Consider the following 19,777-nt stretch of genomic DNA (forward strand, 5'->3'; position numbering starts at 1 on the left):
AGCTACTCCGCCGCCTGCAGCGAGGCGATGCGGCGGCTGTTCCTCGCCTGCTCGTCATACTCGCGCTGCCAATCCGACGGGCCGTTGGAGGCGCCGACCTGCACTGCCGTCACCTTGTACTCCGGACAGTTGGTCGCCCAGTCCGAGAAGTCGGTGGTGATGACGTTGGCCTGCGTGTCCGGATGGTGGAAGGTGGTGTAGACCACACCCGGCGACACCCGGTCGGTGATCAGCGCCCGCAGCGTCGTCTCGCCCGAGCGGCTGGTCAGCCGCACCCAGTCGCCATCGCGCAGGCCACGGTTTTCGGCATCGTGCGGGTGGATCTCCAGCCGGTCTTCCGAGTGCCACATGACGTTGTCGGTGCGCCGCGTCTGCGCGCCGACATTGTACTGGCTGAGGATGCGGCCGGTGGTCAAAAGCAGCGGGAAGCGCGGCCCGGTCCTCTCGTCCGTCGCCACATATTCGGTGCGGATGAACTTGCCCTTGCCGCGCACGAAACCGTCGATATGCATGATCGGCGTTCCGAGCGGCGCCTTCTCGTTGCACGGCCATTGCACCGATCCGACGCGGTCGAGCAGCTCGAAGGAGACATTGGCGAAGCTCGGCGTCGTCTGGGCAATCTCGTCCATGATCTGCGAGGGATGCGTGTAGTTCCAGTCGAGCCCGATCGCACGGGCAAGCTCCTGCGTCGCCTCCCAGTCGGCATAGCGCGCCTTCGGTTCCAGCACCTTGCGCACCATGTTGATGCGGCGCTCCGCATTGGTGAAGGTGCCGTCCTTTTCCAGGAAGGTCGAGCCGGGCAGGAAGACATGCGCGTAGTTCGCCGTCTCGTTGAGGAAGAGATCGTGCACGACGACGCATTCCATGGCGGCGAGACCGCCGGCGACATGCTTGGTGTCAGGATCGGACTGCAGAATGTCCTCGCCCTGGATGTAGATGCCCTTGAAGGAGCCGTCGACGGCGGCGTCCAGCATGTTGGGGATGCGCAGGCCGGGTTCGTCGTCCAGCTTCACGCCCCACAGGCTCTCATAGATGTCGCGCACGGCTTCGCCGGAGATGTGGCGATAGCCGGGCAGTTCGTGCGGGAAGGAACCCATGTCGCACGAGCCCTGGACGTTGTTCTGGCCACGCAGCGGGTTCACGCCGACGCCCGGCCGGCCGATATTGCCGGTGGCCATTGCCAGGTTGGCGATCGCCATCACCGTGGTCGAGCCCTGGCTGTGCTCGGTGACGCCGAGGCCGTAATAGATCGCGCCATTGCCGCCCTTGGCGTAGAGCCGCGCGGCGCCTCGGATCAGATCCGGGTCGACGCCGGAAAGCTTGCCGACGGTCTCGGGGCTGTTCTCCGGCAAGGCGACGAAGGAGGCCCAGTCCTGGAACTCCGTCCAGTCGCAACGTTCGCGGATGAAGGCTTCGTCGAAAAGCCCTTCGGTGACGATGACATGCGCCAGCGACGTCAGCACCGCCACGTTGGTGCCGGGCTTCAGCGGCAGGTGATAGTCGGCCTCGATATGCGCCGACTTGACCATCTCGGTGCGGCGCGGATCGAGCACGATCAGCTTGGCGCCCTGGCGCAGCCGCTTCTTTAGCCGCGAGGCGAACACCGGATGGGCGGAAACCGGATTGGCGCCGATGACGACGGCGACGTCGGTGAATTCGACCGAGTCGAAATCCTGCGTGCCGGCCGAGGTGCCGTAGGTCTGGCCGAGCCCGTAGCCGGTCGGCGAATGGCAGACGCGGGCGCAGGTGTCGACATTGTTGTTGCGGAAACCCTGCCGCACCAGCTTCTGGACGAGATAGGTCTCCTCATTCGTGCAGCGCGAAGAGGTGATGCCGCCGATCGAGGTGCGGCCGTACTGATACTGGATCCGGCGGAATTCCTTGGCCGTATGGGCGATCGCCTCTTCCCAGCTCACTTCGCGCCACGGATCGGAGATCTTCTCGCGGATCATCGGCGACAGGATGCGGTCCTTGTGGGTAGCGTAGCCATAGGCGAAACGGCCCTTGACGCAGCTATGGCCGTGGTTCGCCTTGCCGTCCTTGTAAGGCATCATGCGGATGACTTCGTCGTCCTTCACCTCGGCCTTGAACGAGCAGCCGACGCCGCAATAGGCGCAAGTGGTGACGGCCGAGCGTTCCGGCATGCCCTTCTCGAGCACCGTCTTCTCGCGCAGCGCGTCGGTCGGGCAGGCCTGCACGCAGGCGCCGCAGGACACGCATTCGGAAGCGATGAAATCCTCATGCATGCCGGCGACCATGCGCGATTCGAAACCGCGGCCCTCGATGGTCAGCGCGAAGGTGCCCTGCACCTCCTCGCAAGCCCGCACGCAGCGCGAGCAGACGATGCACTGCGCCGGATCATAGGTGAAATAGGGATTGGATTCGTCGCGGGCGATGTAGTCGACCGCCAGCGAGCCATGGCCGGGCGCCACGCCGTCTTCCTGCTTGACGTGGTTGCGGCCCTCGACGCCATAGCGGTTCTCGGTCAGGCCGACCGACTTCGCCACCGTGTCGAATTCGCTGGCGCCGGTGCCGGCCTTCTCGTTCCAGCCGGTCGGATGGTCGGAGACGTAAAGCTCCATGACGCCGCGGCGAATGGCGTCGAGCCGGTCGGACTGCGTGCGCACCACCATGCCTTCACCGACCGGCGTCGTGCAGGAGGCCGGCGTGCCGCCGCGGCCTTCGATCTCGACCAGGCAGACGCGGCAGGAGCCGAAGGAGTCCAGCATGTCGGTGGCGCAGAGCTTCGGGATCTCGACCCCGCCTTCCATCGCCGCGCGCATGATCGAGGTGCCTTCCGGCACCGTGATGCTGCGGCCGTCGACGTTCAGCGTGACCTGCTTTTGCGCCCGCGATTCCGGGGTTCCGTAGTCGATCTCTTCGACGAGCGATGGGAAGTCGGCCTTGATGTTCATCTGCCAGCTCCTATTCAGCAGCCACGCGCGCTGGCGCGGGCTTGAAATCTTCGGGGAAATGCGTGATCGAACTCATCACCGGATAAGGCGTGAAGCCGCCCAGTGCGCACAGCGAACCGAACTTCATCGTGTTGCAGAGGTCGGTGACCAGAGCGAGGTTCTTTTCCGGCTCGATGCCGGCGGCAAGCCTGTCGATGGTCTCAATGCCGCGCGTCGAGCCGATGCGGCAGGGCGTGCACTTGCCGCAGCTTTCGATGGCGCAGAACTCCATGGCGAAGCGCGCCTGCTTCAGCATGTCGGCCGTGTCGTCGAACACGGTGATGCCGGCATGGCCGATCAGCCCGTCGCGCTTGGCGAATTCCTCGTAGTCGAACGGCGTGTCGAACAGGGCGCGCGGGAAATAGGCGCCAAGCGGACCGCCGACCTGTACTGCCTTCACTGGACGGCCAGTCGCCGTGCCGCCGCCGATGTCATCGACGATCTCGCCCAGCGTCAGGCCGAAGGCGGTCTCGAACAGGCCGCCGTTCCTGACATTGCCGGCGATCTGGATCGGGATCGTGCCGCGCGAGCGGCCCATGCCGAAATCCTTGTAGAAGGCGGCGCCCTTGTCCATGATGATCGGCACCGAGGCCAGGCTGATGACGTTGTTGATCACCGTCGGCTTGCCGAACAGGCCCTGAATGGCCGGCAGCGGCGGCTTGGCGCGCACCACGCCGCGTTTGCCTTCCAGGCTGTTCAACAGCGAGGTTTCTTCGCCGCAGACATAGGCGCCGGCGCCGACGCGGATTTCCATGTCGAAGGCATTGGGCGAACCCAGCACGTTGACGCCGAGGACGCCGGCCTTGCGGGCGATCTCGACGGCCTTGTTCATTGTCGCCACGGCATGCGGATATTCCGAGCGGATATAAACGAAGCCCTTGGTCGCCCCGGTGGCGATGCCGGCGATCGCCATGCCTTCGATCAGCACGAAGGGGTCGCCTTCCATGATCATGCGGTCGGCGAAAGTCGCGCTGTCGCCCTCGTCGGCGTTGCAGACGATGTATTTGCGCTCGGATGTCGTATCCAGCACCGTCTTCCATTTGATGCCGGTCGGGAAGCCGGCGCCACCACGGCCACGCAGGCCTGACTCGGTCACCTGCTTGACGATGTCGGCCGGCGCCATGGCGACGGCGTTCTGCAGGCCCTTGAGCCCGCCAAGTGACTTGTAGGCGTCGAGCGACAGCGGGTCGTTGATGCCGCAGCGGGCAAAGGTCAGCCGCGTCTGCTTGGCCAGGAACGGGATCTTGTCGGGCGCGCCGAGCCAGCGCTTGTGGTGGCCACCGGTGAGGAAGCCGCTGTCGAACAGGCTCTTGACGTCGGAAGGCTTGACCGGTCCGTAGGCGACGCGGCCGTTGGCGGTCGCCACTTCCACCATCGGCTCGAGGAAATAGGCGCCACGCGACCCGTTGCGCACGATCTTGGCCTCGATGCCACGCTCCGCGAGTTCCTTGGCGATCGCCTTGGCGACCTTTTCGGCGCCAAGCGCCAACGCGCCGGAATCGCCGGGAATGTAGATACGGGGGATCATGAGCGCACCTCGGCAAGGATCTCGTCGATCTTGTCGTCATCGAGCCGCCCGATCACCTCGCCGTCGAGCATCGCCGACGGCGAACAGGCGCAAAGCCCGAGGCAATAGACCGGCTCGAGTGTAACCGATCCGTCGCGGGTGGTCTCGTGGAAACCGATGCCCAGCAACTGTTTGATCTTGGCGGCGACGGCATCCGAGCCCATAGACTGGCAGGCTTCCGCCTGGCACAGCTTGAGGACATGCCGCCCGGCCGGCCGGGCACGGAAATCATGGTAGAAGGTGACGACGCCGTGCACCTCGGCCCTGGAGAGGTTCAGCCCATCGGCGATGACCGGTAGCGCCGCCTGCGGCACATGGCCGAATTCGTCCTGGATCTCGTGCAGGATCGGCAGCAACGGGCCTTCGAGGCCTTTCAGTTCTTGGATAATCGCCGCCGTGCGCGATGCGATCTCGGTACTTGCAGGCTGCATCGTCATGCAGCGCCCTCCCTGGTCGGTAGCGTTCTAGCGCTAAGTCGTTACAAAAACAGAGGAAACCAGCGAAATCAATAAAGCTGATCCGTCGCTTGATAGAAATCTTCTATCAAGCACGCTCAGCCGCCATTCTCTACCCTAGCGATGGGCGCGGAAATCGTCTGCCAGCGCCATTGCCTCGTCCAGCAGCGCCTGCACCAGCGGCGTGTGCGGCTCGCGCGGCGCGGCCACCAGGCCGACCGTGTGACTGGCGTCGGGCTCGACGATCGGAATGGCCCGGATCGGCTCTGAAAAGCCGAATGTTTCCGCAAGGTTGAGCGGCATGATCGACGACCATTTGCCGGTGCGGATGTGCGAGAACAGCACGATCATCGAATTGGATTCGAGCGTCGGCCGTACCTGCACGCCAGCCTCGGCCAGATGCTGGTCGATGATGCGGCGGTTCTGCATGTCCGGCGTCAGCAGGCACAGCGGCAACCGGCTGATCTCGGCCCATGTCACTTTGTCGCGGTCGGAATAGGGATTTCCGACCGCCGTGATCAGCTGATAGCGCTCGTCATAGAGCGGCACGCTGGTCACCCGCCCGAGCGGCTCATTGTCGAGATAGGTGATGCCGGCGTCGATGTCGAAATTGCCGAGCAGCGACAAGACTTCGATCGAGGTGCGCGACAGCACCGAGAAGGTGACGCCCGGATGCTTTTCGCGAAACGGCGTCGTCAGCCGCGCCACCATGGCAAGTGCGGTCGGGATGGCGGCGATGCGGATGCGGCCGGAAAGGCCGTGGCGCGCCGCGCGCATCTCCTCGCGCATGCTCCTTGAATCACCGACGATGCGGCGCGCCCAGACCAACACTTGCTTGCCCTCCGGCGTCAGCCCCTGGAAACGCGATCCGCGATTGACCAGCATGACGCCGAGCTGACCCTCCAGCTGCTTGATGCCCGCCGACAGAGTCGGCTGGGTGACCCCGCACGCTTCCGCCGCTCGGCCGAAATGCTCTTCCTTGGCGAGCGCGATGAAGAATTCGAGTTTGTCGATCATGCCAGGGCCTTTTTTGGCTTGCCTCGCGAAATCGCGCGGCGGAGCCGTCGGTTGATCATCGCGCATGCGGCGGTGAATGGCGACAGAAAGCAATAACCAATTGATAATATTTGGCTTGCCATCATGGTCGATGCGGGTATCGCGGCGGGGGCGCCGAAGATAGGTGGTTCGCATGCTCCAGGAGCATCCGCCGGAAATACCAGCGCCTTCCGCCGACGATCTGCGCGAGGCCGCGCGGCTCCTGGCCGTCGAGCGCTTCGATGTTTTGGACACGCCGCGCGAAGCGCCGTTCGACCGCATCGCGCGCTTGATCAAGATGGTCTTCGATGTCCCGATCGCCATCGTCTCGGTCATTGACGGGCACCGCCAATGGTACAAGGCCTGCGAGGGGCTGGCGATCAATGAAGTCGAACGCAAGGCCACATTCTGCCAGTACACGATCCTTCAGGAAGAGCCGCTGATCGTCACCGACGCGACCAAGGATCCCCGTTTCGCCGACAATCCGATGGTCAGGAATGATCCGCATATCCGCTTCTACGCAGGCGTGCCTTTGCGAAGCCGCGACGGCCACAACATCGGCAGTGTCTGCGCGATCGGCTATATCCCGCGGGAATTCAGCGACCGCGACATCGCAATCCTCCAGGATTTTGCCGATCTTGCCATGGATGAGCTGGAGCTGCGCCAGCATGCCTCCAGCGACGCGGTGACCGGCGTGCTGTCGCGGCGGGCCTTCATCGACCAGGGCGGCAAGGCATTTGCGCTTGCGCGGCGCCAGCGCTTCGATTTCTCCTGCATCGTCTTCGATGTCGACCATTTCAAATCGGTCAACGACAATTTCGGGCATGCCGCAGGCGACAAGGTTCTGAGTGGCGTGGGCCGGCAATGCGGTGCCGCCTTGCGCGACGTCGACATATTCGGACGCGTCGGTGGTGAGGAATTCGCGGTGCTTCTCTACACCGGTCGCAACGGTGCGCTTGAATCCGCAGAGCGGCTGCGCGGCACCATCGAGACCATGCGGATCACGCACGGCGCACAGGAGATGCAGGTCACTGCCAGCTTCGGCGTTGCCTCGTTCGATCCGGCGACCAGCGGCCTGCCGGAACTGATCGAGCGCGCCGACGCCGCCATGTACCGCTCGAAGCACGCCGGCCGCAATCGGATCACAGCCTGGAATTCCGCTGGGAGCGATCAGGCGCCGCCGCGGCGCAGGGTGCTGAAGGCCGGACAGATCGTCTTCAACGCCCGCATGTCGACCATCGACTGCACGGTTCGCAGCCTTGGCGAGGATGGCGCCACTATCGACGTGTCGAACATCTCCGGCATTCCCGGCCAGTTCGTGCTGGCCATCCGGGCGGATAGGTTCGAGACGAAATGCCGGGTCGTCGCCCAGGCTGAAAGGCGTCTGGAACTCGCCTTCGAGTGAGCGGCCCCGCGGCGGTCCCGATCACGCGAAGCGCCGAAGCCTATTTGTCGACCAGGTTCAGGATGTTGCCGTCCGGGTCCTTGAACCATGCGACCTTCATGCCTTGGCCGACATGGATGTCGCCCTTGATCGTCAGGCCGGGCATTTCGTAATGCTCAAAGACAACGCCTTTCGATTTCAGTGATTTCACGACAGTCTCGATCTGATCGCCCACCGTCCACGTCACCGCCGTCGCCTTGTTGGTACCTGCGAATTGGGAATGGTAGACATTGATGAGCGTGTCGCCGCTTTTGTAGACGACAAGCTCGCCGCCCATGTCGTCGACCTGCTTAAGGCCTAGCGTGCCTTCATAGAAGGCCTTTGCCTTTGCCAGATCCTTGACGGCGAGATTGGCCGTTGCGTTGCTGTTTTCGAGCATGACCGTCTCCTTCCCGCATTGTCGTGTCCTCGTTCAGGCAACCGAAATAGGGCAAGCGGCCCGTTTGGCCATCGGCAATCGGCCAGACGCGTCATCCGGCAAGAATCCGACAACATCGGTCGTTTTCCGCGGCACGCCGGGCAAGCCTTTGCGTCACGGCTTGGTTCTCGTTGGAAACTGCACTATCTGCATGGCCAAACGCCGAGGAAAGATCATGTCCGTCACCAAGGAAATCGTCACCGAGCGCCTGAAGACGGTCAACGGGCCGGACTTCACCGGCAACATCGTCGATCTCGGCATGGTTTCGGAGATTTTCATCGCCGATTCGAAAGTGTTCTTCTCGATCACCGTTCCCGCCGCCAGGGCACAGGAAATGGAGCCACTGCGCGCCGCCGCCGAGCGAGTGGTGAAGGCAATTCCCGGCGTCGCCGGCGCCGTCGTCGCACTGACGGCGGAGAAAAAGGGCGGCGGCATGGAGGCGCCGGTGCCCGCGCGCCCCGCACCCAGGCCGGCACCGCCGGCGACCCCCCAGCGTCCCGCGCCGCAGGCGCCGGCCTCGCACAGCTCGGGCAAGCGTGGCGTGCCCGGCATCGAGGCGATTATCGCGGTTGCCTCGGGCAAAGGCGGTGTCGGCAAGTCGACCACCGCCGTTAATCTGGCGCTTGGCCTTGCCGCCAACGGCTTGCGGGTCGGCGTGCTCGATGCCGACATTTACGGCCCGTCCATGCCGAAGCTGCTCAATATCCACGGCCGGCCGCAGACGGTCGACGGCAAGATCCTGAAACCGATGGAGAATTACGGCCTCAAGGTGATGTCGATGGGCTTCCTCGTCGATGAGGAGACGCCGATGATCTGGCGTGGGCCGATGGTGATGTCGGCGCTGACCCAGATGCTGCGCGAGGTCGAATGGGGCCGGCTCGACGTGCTCGTCGTCGATATGCCGCCCGGCACCGGCGACGCGCAGCTGACCATGGCCCAGCAGGTGCCGCTGGCCGGCGCCGTCATCGTCTCGACGCCGCAGGATCTGGCGCTGATCGATGCCCGCAAGGGGCTGAACATGTTCAAGAAGGTCGACGTGCCGCTGCTCGGCATTGTCGAGAATATGAGCTATTTCATCGCGCCCGACACCGGCAAGCGCTACGACATTTTCGGCCATGGCGGCGCGCGCCGCGAGGCCGAGCGCCTCGGCGTCACCTTCCTCGGCGAAGTGCCGCTGGAAATGGGCATCCGCGAAAGCTCGGATGCCGGGACGCCGGTGGTTGTGTCGAAGCCCGATAGCGCCGAAGCGAAAATCTATCGCGACATCGCCGCCAAGGTCTGGGACAGGGTCAATGAGGAACGCGGCGCCGCCGAAGCGGCGGTGCCGAGCATCGTCTTCGAGTGAACCCTCGGGGACGGCTCAGCCGCCGACCTTCTCGCCGAAGCTGGAAAAGAACTGCCCAGCCAGTTTTTTCGACGTGGACTCGATCAGCCGGCTGCCGAGCTGGGCGATCTTGCCGCCGACCTCGGCCTTTGCCGCGTATTTGAGCACAGTGGCATCCGCTCCATCCTCGGTCAGCGTCACGTCGGCGCCGCCCTTGGCGAAGCCGGCAATGCCGCCCTTGCCTTCGCCCTGGATAGTGTAGGAATGCGGCGGCTTGAGATTTTTCAGCGTCACCTCGCCATTGAAGGTCGCCTTGATCGGTCCGATTTTCACCACCACGGTGGCCGCCATCTCGGTCGGCGACTTCATATCGAGGCTCTGGCAGCCGGGAATGGTCGCCTTTAAAACCTCGGGATCGTTCAGCGCTTCCCAGACTTTTTGCAGGGGTGCGGCAATGCGTTCCTCGCCTTCGATCACCAAAGCCATCAAGAACCTCCCGGAAACAATGGTTCGAAGCCCTAGCGCAGGGGCGCTGTTGTGTCTATCGCACCAAAGTGCGGGTTGGGGACGCGCGTGCCCCTTGCTTGCATTGACGCGTTGTCATATCGATTTGTCATACAAATACGGAGACCGTGATGGCCGGCGCCCCCACCAAGAAGAAAAAATTCCGCTCGCAGGAGTGGTTCGACAACCCCGACAACCCAGGCATGACGGCGCTCTATCTCGAGCGTTACCTGAATTACGGGCTGACGCGTGCCGAGCTGATGTCGGGCAAGCCGTTGATCGGCATCGCCCAGACCGGCTCGGATCTGTCGCCGTGCAACCGCCACCATATCGAGCTCGCCAAGCGTGTGCGCGAAGGCATCGTCTCGATGGGCGGCATTCCCTTCGAATTCCCCTGCCATCCGATCCAGGAGACCGGCAAGCGCCCGACCGCGGCCCTTGACCGCAACCTTGCCTATCTCGGCCTCGTCGAGGTGCTCTATGGCTATCCGCTCGACGGCGTCGTGCTGACCATCGGTTGCGACAAGACGACGCCGGCGCTGCTCATGGCGGCCGCCACCGTCAACATCCCGGCCATCGCGCTGTCGGTCGGCCCGATGCTCAACGGCTGGCACAAGGGCAAGCGCACCGGTTCCGGCACCATCGTCTGGGAATCGCGCCAGCGCCTGTCGGCCGGCGAGATCGACTATGACGAGTTCATGGATATCGTCGCCTCCTCGGCGCCCTCCACCGGCTACTGCAACACGATGGGCACCGCCACCACGATGAATTCGCTGGCCGAGGCGCTCGGCATGCAGTTGCCGGGCTCGGCCGCCATCCCGGCGCCTTACCGCGAGCGCGGGCAGATCGCCTACGAGACCGGCAAGCGCATCGTCGACATGGTGCATGAGGATTTGAAGCCGTCGGACATCATGACGCGCAAGGCCTTCGAGAATGCCATCGTCGTCAATTCGGCGATCGGCGGCTCGACCAACGCGCCGATTCATCTCAACGCCATTGCCCGCCATCTCGGCGTGCCGCTCGACAATGACGACTGGCAGGCGATCGGCCTCAAGGTGCCGCTCATCGTCAACCTGCAGCCGACGGGCGAGTATCTCGGCGAGGACTACCATCACGCCGGCGGCGTGCCGGCCGTCGTGGCCGAGCTGATGAAGGGCGGGCTGTTGCCGCATCCCGATGCCCTGACCGCCAATGGCAAGTCGATCGGCGACAATTGCAAGGCGGCGGTGGTCGAAAACGCCGACGTAATCCGCACCGTCGACAAGCCGCTGAAGGTCAATGCCGGCTTCATCAACCTCAGCGGCAATCTGTTCGATTCGGCGATCATGAAGACCAGCGGTATCTCGCCGGAGTTCCGCGAGCGCTACCTCTCCAATCCGAAGGACCCGGAAGCTTTCGAAGGCAACGCCATGGTCTTTGACGGCCCGGAGGATTACCACGCCCGCATCGACGATCCGGCGCAAGGCATCGATGAACACACGATCCTGTTCATGCGCGGCGCCGGCCCGGTCGGCTATCCCGGCGGTGCCGAGGTCGTCAACATGCAGCCGCCGGCCTATCTCATCAAGAAGGGCATCCATGCGCTGGCCTGTATCGGCGACGGCCGCCAGTCGGGCACGTCGGGCTCGCCGTCGATCCTCAACGCCTCGCCGGAAGCTGCCATTGGCGGCGGACTGGCGCTGCTCAAGACAGGCGACCGCGTCCGCATCGACCTGAACAAGGGCACTGCCAACATTCTGGTCAGCGACGAAGAGATCGCCAAGCGGCGCGCGGCGCTGCAGGGCAATGGCGGCTACCACTATCCGCAGCACCAGACGCCGTGGCAGGAAATCCAGCGCGGCATGGTAGACCAGTTCGACCAGGGCATGGTGTTGAAGCCGGCGGTGAAATACCAGGATGTCGCGCACACCAGGGGTGTGCCCAGGGACAATCACTGATTGCTCCCGATTACCGGCATCTGTTCGCGGATGCTTACATAACGACGAACGGCGGCCTGATCCGGATCAAGCCGCCGTTCATCGTCCTTGACAAGCGCGCCCAACAAATCCACGATCATGACAAGGGGTGCATCGCGACGACCCCGTGAGGCGTCAGCCCAACGTTCGCGTCCAAGCTTCTCTATCAGGAGGTGGACGCCATGCCGTCAACAACCGCTATCACCGTATCGCAACTGTCCCGTCTGGTCGGCCTGCCGGGAGTCCCGGTAATCATCGATGTTCGCATCGATGAGGATTTCGACGCCGATCCGCGCCTGCTGCCGGCCTCGATCCGGCGCGACTTCAAAACCGTTTCGACCTGGGCGCCCGATTTCGCCGGCAAGCCTGTGGTGGTCGTCTGCCAGAAAGGCCTGAAGCTCTCGCAAGGTGTCGCCGCATGGCTGCGCCATGAGGGGATTCCCGCCGAATCCCTTGAAGGCGGGTTCGAAGCCTGGCGCGAGGCAGACGGGCTTTTGGTCAGCACCGACAAATTGCCGCCGCGCGACGAAAAGGGCCGCACCGTATGGGTGACGCGGTCACGCCCGAAGGTCGACCGCATCGCTTGCCCCTGGCTGATCCGGCGTTTCGTTGATCCCCGCGCGGTCTTCCTGTTTGTCGAGGCGGCCGAAGTGCCTGCTGTCGCCGACCGCTTTCAGGCCGTGCCTTTCGACATCGACAATGTGTTCTGGAGCCATCGCGGTGAACGCTGCACCTTCGATACGATGATCGAAGAATTCGGACTGGAATCCACCGCGCTCGACCGCCTTGCCGCGATCGTGCGCGCTGCCGACACCGCAAGGCTCGATCTGGTGCCCCAGGCCGCCGGCTTTCTGGCTGCCTCGCTTGGCCTGTCGCGGATGTTTCGTGACGATCTGGAACAATTGGAAGCAGGCATGCTGCTCTATGATGCGTTCTTCCGCTGGTGCCGCGACGCCACCGAGGAAACGCACAATTGGCCCAGCGCAGGTAAACCGTCATGAGCGCCGTTGTGCCTGCGCACAGGTCGGGGAATGTCGAGGCGCCGGCTGCGCCGACCTTTGCCGAAGCCGTAAAGGTCTGGGCGAAGATCGGACTGCTCAGCTTCGGCGGGCCGGCCGGGCAGATCGCCCTGATGCACAGGGAACTGGTCGAGGAACGGCGCTGGATCGGCGAACAGCGTTTCCTGCATGCGCTGAACTATTGCATGCTGTTGCCTGGCCCGGAGGCCCAGCAACTCGCCATCTACATCGGCTGGCTGCTGCACAGGACGATCGGCGGCCTTGTCGCCGGCATCCTGTTCGTCGTGCCCGGCGCGCTCGTCATGCTGATCTTGAGCAGCCTCTATATGCTCTATGGCGACATTCCGCTCGTCGAGGCGCTTTTCCTTGGGGTGAAGGCGGCGGTGCTTGCCATCGTCATCGAGGCGGTGATCCGGATCGGACGGCGCGCCCTGAAAAACCCGGCCATGGTGTCGATCGCGGTCGCGGCCTTCATCGCCATCTACGCCTTGAATGTGCCGTTCCCGCTCATCATCCTGCTCGCTGGCCTGACAGGATGGCTGGGGGACCGCCTCGCTCCTGGTCTCTTCTCCGGTTCGGCGCACGGCAAGGATGATGGTCCCGATATCAAGGGCGCGGTCGACCTGATGTTCGAGCGCGGCGAACTGTCCCATGTCAAACCGACCAGATGGCATGCGCCGCGCACTGTCGCGATCTGGCTGCCGATCTGGCTCGGACCGGTTCTCCTGATCTGGTGGTTCACCGGCTCCGCCAGTGTGTGGACCGAGATAGGCCGGTTCTTCAGCTTGATGGCGGTCGTCACCTTCGGTGGCGCCTATGCGGTGCTGGCCTATGTCGCGCAGGCAGCCGTCCAGTCCTTCGGCTGGCTGGCTCCCGGTGAAATGGTCGATGGTCTTGGGCTTGCCGAAACGACGCCCGGCCCACTCATCCTGGTGCTGCAGTTTGTCGGTTTCATCGCCGCGTTCCGCCACTCCGGGTCGCTGAACCCGTTGCTTGGCGGATCGCTCGGAGCGCTGCTGACCCTGTGGGTGACCTTCACACCGTGCTTCTTCTGGATATTCCTTGGCGCGCCCTATATCGAGGCCCTGCGCGGCAACAGGGCCTTGTCGGCGGCGCTAGGCGCGATCACCGCCGCTGTTGTCGGCGTCATCATGAATCTCGCTTTGTGGTTTGCCTTGCACGTCGTTTTCCGTGAGGTGCACGCAGTGAGCCTCGGCATGAATGTGCCGGTGCTTTCGTCGATAGACTGGCGTGCGGCGCTGCTTTCCTGCGCCGCGATGATCGCCATCCTGAAGCTCAAGATCGGCATGCTGCCGACGCTCGCCGGATCGGCTCTGGCTGGCGTCTTGCTGCTGGCGGCGGGTGGCTAGATGTCTGCCTGCTTTGTATTCCGCTTTCCGACCACTTAAGTGGTTGGAGACGGATTGGAACATCATGGCGCAACGACGCTCTTCCCTCGGCTTTCTCGGCATGTTCGGACGCTCGGGCGATCTGAGGCAGCTCGATACCGCCTTGCGCGGCGCCGACCTGCATCCCGCCCTCGTGCCGGAGGGCGTGAAACTCACAATCGTCAATCTGATGAAGGATCGCTGGCCCGACGAGCCGCCGCCACAGGCCTATCCGGAAGTGGCGCGGCTGTTCAGCTATTGCATTGCCGGTCCGGAAACCTTTGAACGCTCGCAAGGCTTGCAGCAGCGGCAGGACGTCGAACACCGCATCGAGGCCGCGGTGGAAGCCGGCGACAGTTTCGACGCGCAGATCGTGCTGATGGCACTGCATGCCAAATTGATCAGCGCCGAGGTCGTCGAGCGCTACGGTCTGGGCGCCGACTAGGACATGTTGATATTCAGGCGATGATGCCGGTCTGCAAACCGGCTACCCGCCCATATCGGCGCGCGGCAGCTTGATCATGTCGCCGAAGCGGGCGCGCAGTTTGTCGTCGAGCGGTTTTGGGACATGGCGCGGGAAACGCTCGGCTAGGATGCGCTTCTTCTCGATGATCGCGCGCTGCAATATGTCGGGACGGCCCTTCTCGTTCCATTCCTTCGGCGAAAACCGGTCGCCGACGGCCGGGTAGAAATATTCGGTCTGCATCAGTCGCAGCGTCTGCTCGTTGCCGAGATAGTGGCCCGGCCCATTCAGGCAGACTTCGGCGATGGTATCGATCGACAGAGCTTCGTCGGTCACCTCGATGCCGCGCACGCAGCGCAGGCAATGGCCGAGCATGTCATTGTCGATGATCAGGCTTTCCAGGCAGAAGCCGAGCAGCGAGGCATGCATGCCGGCCGATTCATAGACGAGGTTGAGCCCGGCAAGGCCGGCCATCACGTCGGTGATGCCCTTTTCGTAGCCGGACTGGATGTCGGGCAGTTTCGAATCCGTCATGCCGGCGGCCGAACCGCCCGGCAGATCGTAGAATTGCGCCATCTGCGCGCAGGCCGCGGTCAGCACCGCCTGTTCGGCCGAGCCGCCCGACATGGCGCCGGTCCGCAGGTCCGACACGAACGGCCAGGTGCCGAAGATTGCCGGATGCCCCGGCTTGATGGCGTTGACATAGACCAATCCGGCCAGCACTTCGGCCACGGCCTGCACCACGGCACCGGCAATCGCCGCCGGAGCGGTCGCGCCGGCCTGTCCGGCCGACAAAAGCAGGATCGGGATGCCGCCCTCGACGCAGGCCTCGAGCACGCCGCAGGCGTCCTCGGCGAATTTCATCGGCGGCACGACGAAGCAGTTGGAGTTCGACACGAACGGCCGGGCGCGGAAATTCTCCTCGCCGCCGGCAATGGCATAGAGCATTTCCAGCGCCGGCTGCACGTTCTCGCGCACTGTGAACGAGGTGCCGACATGCTTGGACGTGCCCATCACGCAGGCATAGAGTGTGTTGAAGTCCATTTCGAGCGGATCGGGAATGTCGCGCGGCACCATCGGCCGCTGGAAGAAATGGATGTTGTCGAGCCCGTCGACGATGCGGGCGGCGTCATAGATGTCCTGCAGCAGCGATTCGCGATATTCGCGCTTCTCGACATCGACCAGATGCACGGCGGCACCGGCCGTGCCGTAGTGCACGCGCTTGCCCTGGATCACCATATCGTGTTTCGGGTCCTGGCCGTGCAAGGTGAAATTGCGTGCCGCCTTCTTGATGGTCTCGAGCACTAGCGTGCGCGGGAAACGGATGCGGCCGTCGTCGCCATAGGTGGCGCCGGCCTTGGTCAGCGCCTCGATGCAGGAGGGGATGGCATTGGCGAAACCGACCGTCTCCAGCAGTGTCAGCACCGCTTCGTGGATGCGCTCCTGGTCGTTGCCGCGTAACGGTCCGTAGCTGCCGCCCTCGAGGCCGGCGCGCACCGGCCTGATGTCGTCGGCGAGCGGCGCTGCCCGCATCGCACGGCGCGCTTCGCGTCCACCGGAGCGGCGCGAGCGCTGATCCGCCGCCGCTTCCTGTTTTTCAAGAACCACTGACATGGAGGCACTCCACCTTTTCTCGGAAGCAGGGCGGCGGTTGGTCCACCATCGGCTGCTTCTTCCCCTTTGTGCCACGACTATGCCGCCGGCATTGGCACAGACCATGGGCCAGTCGGTGTGGTTGCATATGCCAGCGCTAAAGGAAACGGAGCCGCGATTGTGCGGCTCCGTTCAACAGATCGGGTAAGTGGATCAGGCGGCGGCAGGCCTGCGTCCGGCAGCGGTGGCCAGTTCCCGGATGCCTGGCTCGATATGCTGCAGCGCGATCGAGGAAATGCCCAACCGCATGAAACGCGAAGGCTTTTCGGTGCGGTCGAAGAAGCGGTCTCCCGGCTCGATGATCACGCTGCGCGAGGCCGCGGCCTCGGCCAATCCGCGGGAATCCGTGCCGCGCGGACCTTCGAGCCAGAGCGACGTGCCGCCAGCAGAGTCGGTCGAGCGCCATTCCGGCAGGAAAGCGGAAATCGCATGGACCAGACGCTTGCGCCGCTCGTCGAAGGCGCTCGACAGACGCCGCACCAATGCCTCGTGATGGCCGAGCGACAGGAACAGCGCCACGGCACGCTGGTTGTTGGCCGGCGGATGGCGCAGCATGAAGCGGCGCAAGGCCCTCAGCTCCGAGATTAGTCCAGCCGAGGCGACGATGTAGCCAAGTCGCAGACCGGGAGCCAGCGTCTTCGACATCGAGCCGACATAGACGACGCGGCCGGAACGATCGAGGCTCTTCAGCGCCTGCTGCGGCGCCTCGTCGAGAAGCTGGCTGTCATAGCCGTCCTCGATGATGATCTGGTTGTGCCGGTTGGCGCGCGCCAGAAGATCCTGCCGCCGCTCGGCCGACAACGGCACCATGGTCGGGCAATGGTGGCTCGGAGTGACGAAGACGAAGCCGGAATCATTGGGGATAGAAGAGGTTACGATGCCGGACTGGTCGACCGGCACCGGCTGGATGTCGGCGCCCGCAAGCCGGAAGATCGAGCGTGCGTCGGGGTAGCCCGGATCTTCCATCGCCACCTTCGAGCCCTTGGTCATCAGCAGCGAAGCCAGCATGTAGAGCGCGTTCTGGGCGCCCAGCGTGACGATGATCTCGTCGGGATTGGCGAAGATGCCACGCCGGGGCAAGAGCCGCGCCTGGATCTGCTCGATCAGCAGCGGATCGTCGCGATCGACCATGTCGGACGCCCAGTTGCGGATTTCGAGCACCGCCAGCGCCATGCGGTTGCACTCGCGCCATTCGGCGGTCGGGAACAGCGCCGGGTCGAACTGGCCGTAGACGAACGGGTAGGACGACTTGATCCAGTTCTCGTGCTTGGCCGGCGGCGGCATGTCGCTGGCGGCGATCTGCCGACGCGCCTTCCAGTCGATCTCATTGGCCTGGTCGGGCGCCTTCTGGTGCGGCTTGGCCGGTGTTGCCAGCACGTCGGGATTGACGAAATGGCCGCGCCGCTCGCGCGCCACCAGGAACCCCTGGTCGACGAGCTGCTGGAAGGCCAGAACCACCGTCCCGCGTGCGACGCCTAGTTTTTCAGCCAGGATGCGGCAGGAGGGAAGCGGCATCGAAGCGGCGATCTGCCGGTCGAGAATGGCGGCCACGATGGCCTGGCGGATCTGCGCCTGCAGGGTTTGGCCGGATTCGGCCGAAATCCGGAACAGGCCGGACCATATGGCCGTGTCGTTGCGCTGTGGCATGGGAAATCTTCCTCGGATGGCCAGCCATTTTCATTTGGCTGGACCAGTCGAGTGTATGGGTGGCACAAGGGGTTGCGCCAATCAATTTTTCTGATCTTTGGGATTTATGCCAGTGATCCTTCAACCAAAATCGGGCCCTGCGGCCGCCCCAAGTGACACATTGTGTCATCGCATCGTGATGCGATGCGGCATCGCCGCGTATTGACCGCACGGAATTCGGCTCAATAGGTTTGTCGCGACGACACGCGCCGGAAACATCCGGTCTGATAAAATACGTCGAAAAACGCCAGGAGCTCCCCGCCAGTGGATAAATCAGCCTTCCAGAAACAGCTTGCCGCCTTGCGCGATCATCGCTCGGCGGCACCTGCCAGCATGCGCCAGGCCTTCGCCGCCGATCCACAGCGTTTCCAGGCATTCACAGCCACCGACGGCGACCTTTTGCTCGACTGGTCGAAATGCGCCGTCGACGCAACCACCATGGACTTGCTGGAAAAGCTCGCCGCTGCCGCCGATCTCGAGGGCCGCCGCGCCGCCATGTTCGCCGGCAAGAAGATCAACATCACCGAAGACCGCGCCGTGCTGCACACGGCGCTGCGCAATCTCAGCGGCACGGGCGTCACGGTCGACGGCCAGGACGTCAAGGCCGATGTCCTTTCCGTGCTCGACGCGATGGGCGCCTTCGCCGATGCCATCCGCTCCGGCAAGGCGCTAGGTGCCACCGGCAAGAAGATCACCGACATCGTCAACATCGGCATTGGCGGCTCCGACCTCGGCCCGGCCATGGCGACGCTGGCGCTGGCGCCCTATCATGACGGGCCGCGCGCGCACTACGTCTCCAACATCGACGGCGCCCATATCCATGACACGCTGAAAGGCCTGTCCGCCGAAACCACGCTGTTCATCGTCGCCTCCAAGACCTTCACCACGGTCGAGACGATGACCAATGCGCAGACGGCGCGCGACTGGGTGCAGAAGGCGCTCGGCAAGCAGGCGGTCGGCAAGCATTTCGCCGCCGTCTCGACCGCGCTCGACCTGGTGGCCAAGTTTGGCATCGAGGCGGACCGCGTCTTCGGTTTCTGGGACTGGGTCGGCGGCCGCTATTCGGTCTGGGGCGCGATCGGCCTGCCCGTCATGATCGCCGTCGGTCCCAGGAATTTTCGCGCCTTCCTCGATGGCGCGCACGAGATGGACCAGCATTTCCGCACTGCGCCGCTCGCCGGGAACCTGCCGGCGCTTCTCGGCCTGGTCGGCTGGTGGCATCGTGTGATCTGCGGCTATCCGGCCCGCGCGGTCATCCCCTATGACCAGCGGCTGTCCCGGCTGCCGGCCTATCTGCAGCAGCTCGATATGGAATCGAACGGCAAGGGCGTCACCCTCGACGGCACGCCCGTGGCGACGCCGACCGGGCCGCTGGTCTGGGGCGAGCCGGGCACCAATGGCCAGCACGCCTTCTTCCAGCTGCTGCACCAGGGCACCGACTTCATCCCGGTCGAGTTCCTTGCCGCGGCCGTCGGCCATGAGCCGGAGCTCAAGCATCAGCATGATTTGCTGCTCGCCAATTGCCTGGCGCAATCGGAAGCCCTGATGAAGGGCCGCACGCTGGACGAGGCGCGCGCGCAGATGCTGGCCAAGGGCATGAAGCCGGCCGATGTCGACAAAATAGCGCCGCATCGTGTCTTCTCCGGCAACCGGCCTTCGCTGACCATCCTCTATCGCAAGCTCGACCCGCGCACTTTCGGGCGGCTGATCGCGCTCTATGAGCACCGCGTCTTCGTCGAGGGCACGCTGTTCAACATCAATTCCTTCGACCAGTGGGGCGTCGAGCTCGGCAAGGAGCTGGCGACCGGCCTGCTGCCTGTCGTGGAAGGCAAGGAAAGCGCCGCAAACCGGGACGCCTCGACCAGGGGCCTTGTGGAACGCATCCACCAATTGCGTGGTTCGGAGTGACTGA

15 protein-coding genes are annotated in these 19,777 nt (G+C 64.1%); 7 read left to right on the forward strand and 8 right to left on the reverse strand.

The annotated features are described in order from the left end of the window. Positions 1-2 precede the first annotated feature (2 nt). The 4 genes from fdhF to MAFF_RS22105 all read right to left on the reverse strand — a co-directional run bounded on the left by fdhF (position 3) and on the right by MAFF_RS22105 (position 5,993). Complete coding sequence (gene fdhF / locus MAFF_RS22090; protein ID WP_010913191.1) at positions 3-2,915, reverse strand: formate dehydrogenase subunit alpha; 2,913 nt, start codon at positions 2,913-2,915, stop codon at positions 3-5. A 10-nt stretch (positions 2,916-2,925) separates the two neighbouring features. Further along, positions 2,926-4,482: a formate dehydrogenase beta subunit gene (locus MAFF_RS22095; RefSeq protein ID WP_010913192.1), complete on the reverse strand. Its 1,557-nt coding sequence runs from the start codon at positions 4,480-4,482 to the stop codon at positions 2,926-2,928. Next, the gene (locus MAFF_RS22100; protein ID WP_010913193.1) at positions 4,479-4,958 is read right to left on the reverse strand and encodes a formate dehydrogenase subunit gamma; all 480 of its coding nucleotides are present in this window, start codon (positions 4,956-4,958) and stop codon (positions 4,479-4,481) included. Before MAFF_RS22100 ends, MAFF_RS22095 begins: the two co-directional genes overlap by 4 nt. 135 nt (positions 4,959-5,093) lie before the next feature. Next, the gene (locus MAFF_RS22105) at positions 5,094-5,993 is read right to left on the reverse strand and encodes a LysR family transcriptional regulator (RefSeq protein WP_010913194.1); all 900 of its coding nucleotides are present in this window, start codon (positions 5,991-5,993) and stop codon (positions 5,094-5,096) included. A 172-nt stretch (positions 5,994-6,165) separates the two neighbouring features. Here MAFF_RS22105 and MAFF_RS22110 point away from each other — a divergent pair, with 172 nt between their 5' ends. After that, complete coding sequence (locus MAFF_RS22110; protein ID WP_010913195.1) at positions 6,166-7,416, forward strand: sensor domain-containing diguanylate cyclase; 1,251 nt, start codon at positions 6,166-6,168, stop codon at positions 7,414-7,416. 40 nt (positions 7,417-7,456) lie between these two features. On the opposite strand, the gene MAFF_RS22115 is transcribed toward MAFF_RS22110, so the two are convergent. Further along, a complete protein-coding gene (locus MAFF_RS22115; RefSeq protein WP_010913196.1) occupies positions 7,457-7,834 on the reverse strand; it encodes a VOC family protein in 378 nt (125 codons plus the stop codon). Between the two features lie 214 nt (positions 7,835-8,048). Here MAFF_RS22115 and MAFF_RS22120 point away from each other — a divergent pair, with 214 nt between their 5' ends. Further along, positions 8,049-9,218 carry an Mrp/NBP35 family ATP-binding protein gene (locus MAFF_RS22120; RefSeq protein ID WP_010913197.1) on the forward strand — a complete coding sequence of 390 codons (1,170 nt, stop codon included), beginning with the start codon at positions 8,049-8,051 and terminating at the stop codon, positions 9,216-9,218. Between the two features lie 15 nt (positions 9,219-9,233). Here MAFF_RS22120 and MAFF_RS22125 read toward each other — a convergent pair whose 3' ends face one another. Then, positions 9,234-9,683, reverse strand: coding sequence for an SRPBCC family protein (locus MAFF_RS22125; protein WP_010913198.1), 450 nt, complete (start codon positions 9,681-9,683; stop codon positions 9,234-9,236). 149 nt (positions 9,684-9,832) lie between these two features. On the opposite strand from MAFF_RS22125, the gene MAFF_RS22130 reads away from it, so the two are divergent. From MAFF_RS22130 to MAFF_RS22145, 4 genes are all read left to right on the forward strand, one after another. Beyond that, the gene (locus MAFF_RS22130) at positions 9,833-11,638 is read left to right on the forward strand and encodes an IlvD/Edd family dehydratase (protein ID WP_010913199.1); all 1,806 of its coding nucleotides are present in this window, start codon (positions 9,833-9,835) and stop codon (positions 11,636-11,638) included. 200 nt (positions 11,639-11,838) lie between these two features. Next, the gene (locus tag MAFF_RS22135; protein WP_044548833.1) at positions 11,839-12,657 is read left to right on the forward strand and encodes a chromate resistance protein ChrB domain-containing protein; all 819 of its coding nucleotides are present in this window, start codon (positions 11,839-11,841) and stop codon (positions 12,655-12,657) included. Further along, entirely contained in the window at positions 12,654-14,045 is a 1,392-nt protein-coding gene (gene chrA / locus MAFF_RS22140; RefSeq protein WP_010913201.1) for a chromate efflux transporter, read from the forward strand. The genes MAFF_RS22135 and chrA overlap by 4 nt, the downstream gene beginning before the upstream one ends. A 64-nt stretch (positions 14,046-14,109) precedes the next feature. Then, on the forward strand, positions 14,110-14,508 hold the full coding sequence (locus MAFF_RS22145; protein WP_080512091.1) for a hypothetical protein: 399 nt from the start codon (positions 14,110-14,112) through the stop codon (positions 14,506-14,508). 42 nt (positions 14,509-14,550) lie between these two features. On the opposite strand, the gene MAFF_RS22150 is transcribed toward MAFF_RS22145, so the two are convergent. Both MAFF_RS22150 and MAFF_RS22155 read right to left on the reverse strand, forming a co-directional pair. Further along, on the reverse strand, positions 14,551-16,140 hold the full coding sequence (locus tag MAFF_RS22150; RefSeq protein WP_044548834.1) for a trimethylamine methyltransferase family protein: 1,590 nt from the start codon (positions 16,138-16,140) through the stop codon (positions 14,551-14,553). 192 nt (positions 16,141-16,332) lie between these two features. After that, positions 16,333-17,826, reverse strand: coding sequence for a PLP-dependent aminotransferase family protein (locus tag MAFF_RS22155; protein ID WP_010913204.1), 1,494 nt, complete (start codon positions 17,824-17,826; stop codon positions 16,333-16,335). Between the two features lie 303 nt (positions 17,827-18,129). On the opposite strand from MAFF_RS22155, the gene pgi reads away from it, so the two are divergent. Then, on the forward strand, positions 18,130-19,773 hold the full coding sequence (gene pgi, locus MAFF_RS22160) for a glucose-6-phosphate isomerase (RefSeq protein WP_010913205.1): 1,644 nt from the start codon (positions 18,130-18,132) through the stop codon (positions 19,771-19,773). Positions 19,774-19,777: the final 4 nt, after the last annotated feature.

This window comes from Mesorhizobium japonicum MAFF 303099 (assembly GCF_000009625.1).
GTDB lineage: Bacteria > Pseudomonadota > Alphaproteobacteria > Rhizobiales > Rhizobiaceae > Mesorhizobium > Mesorhizobium japonicum.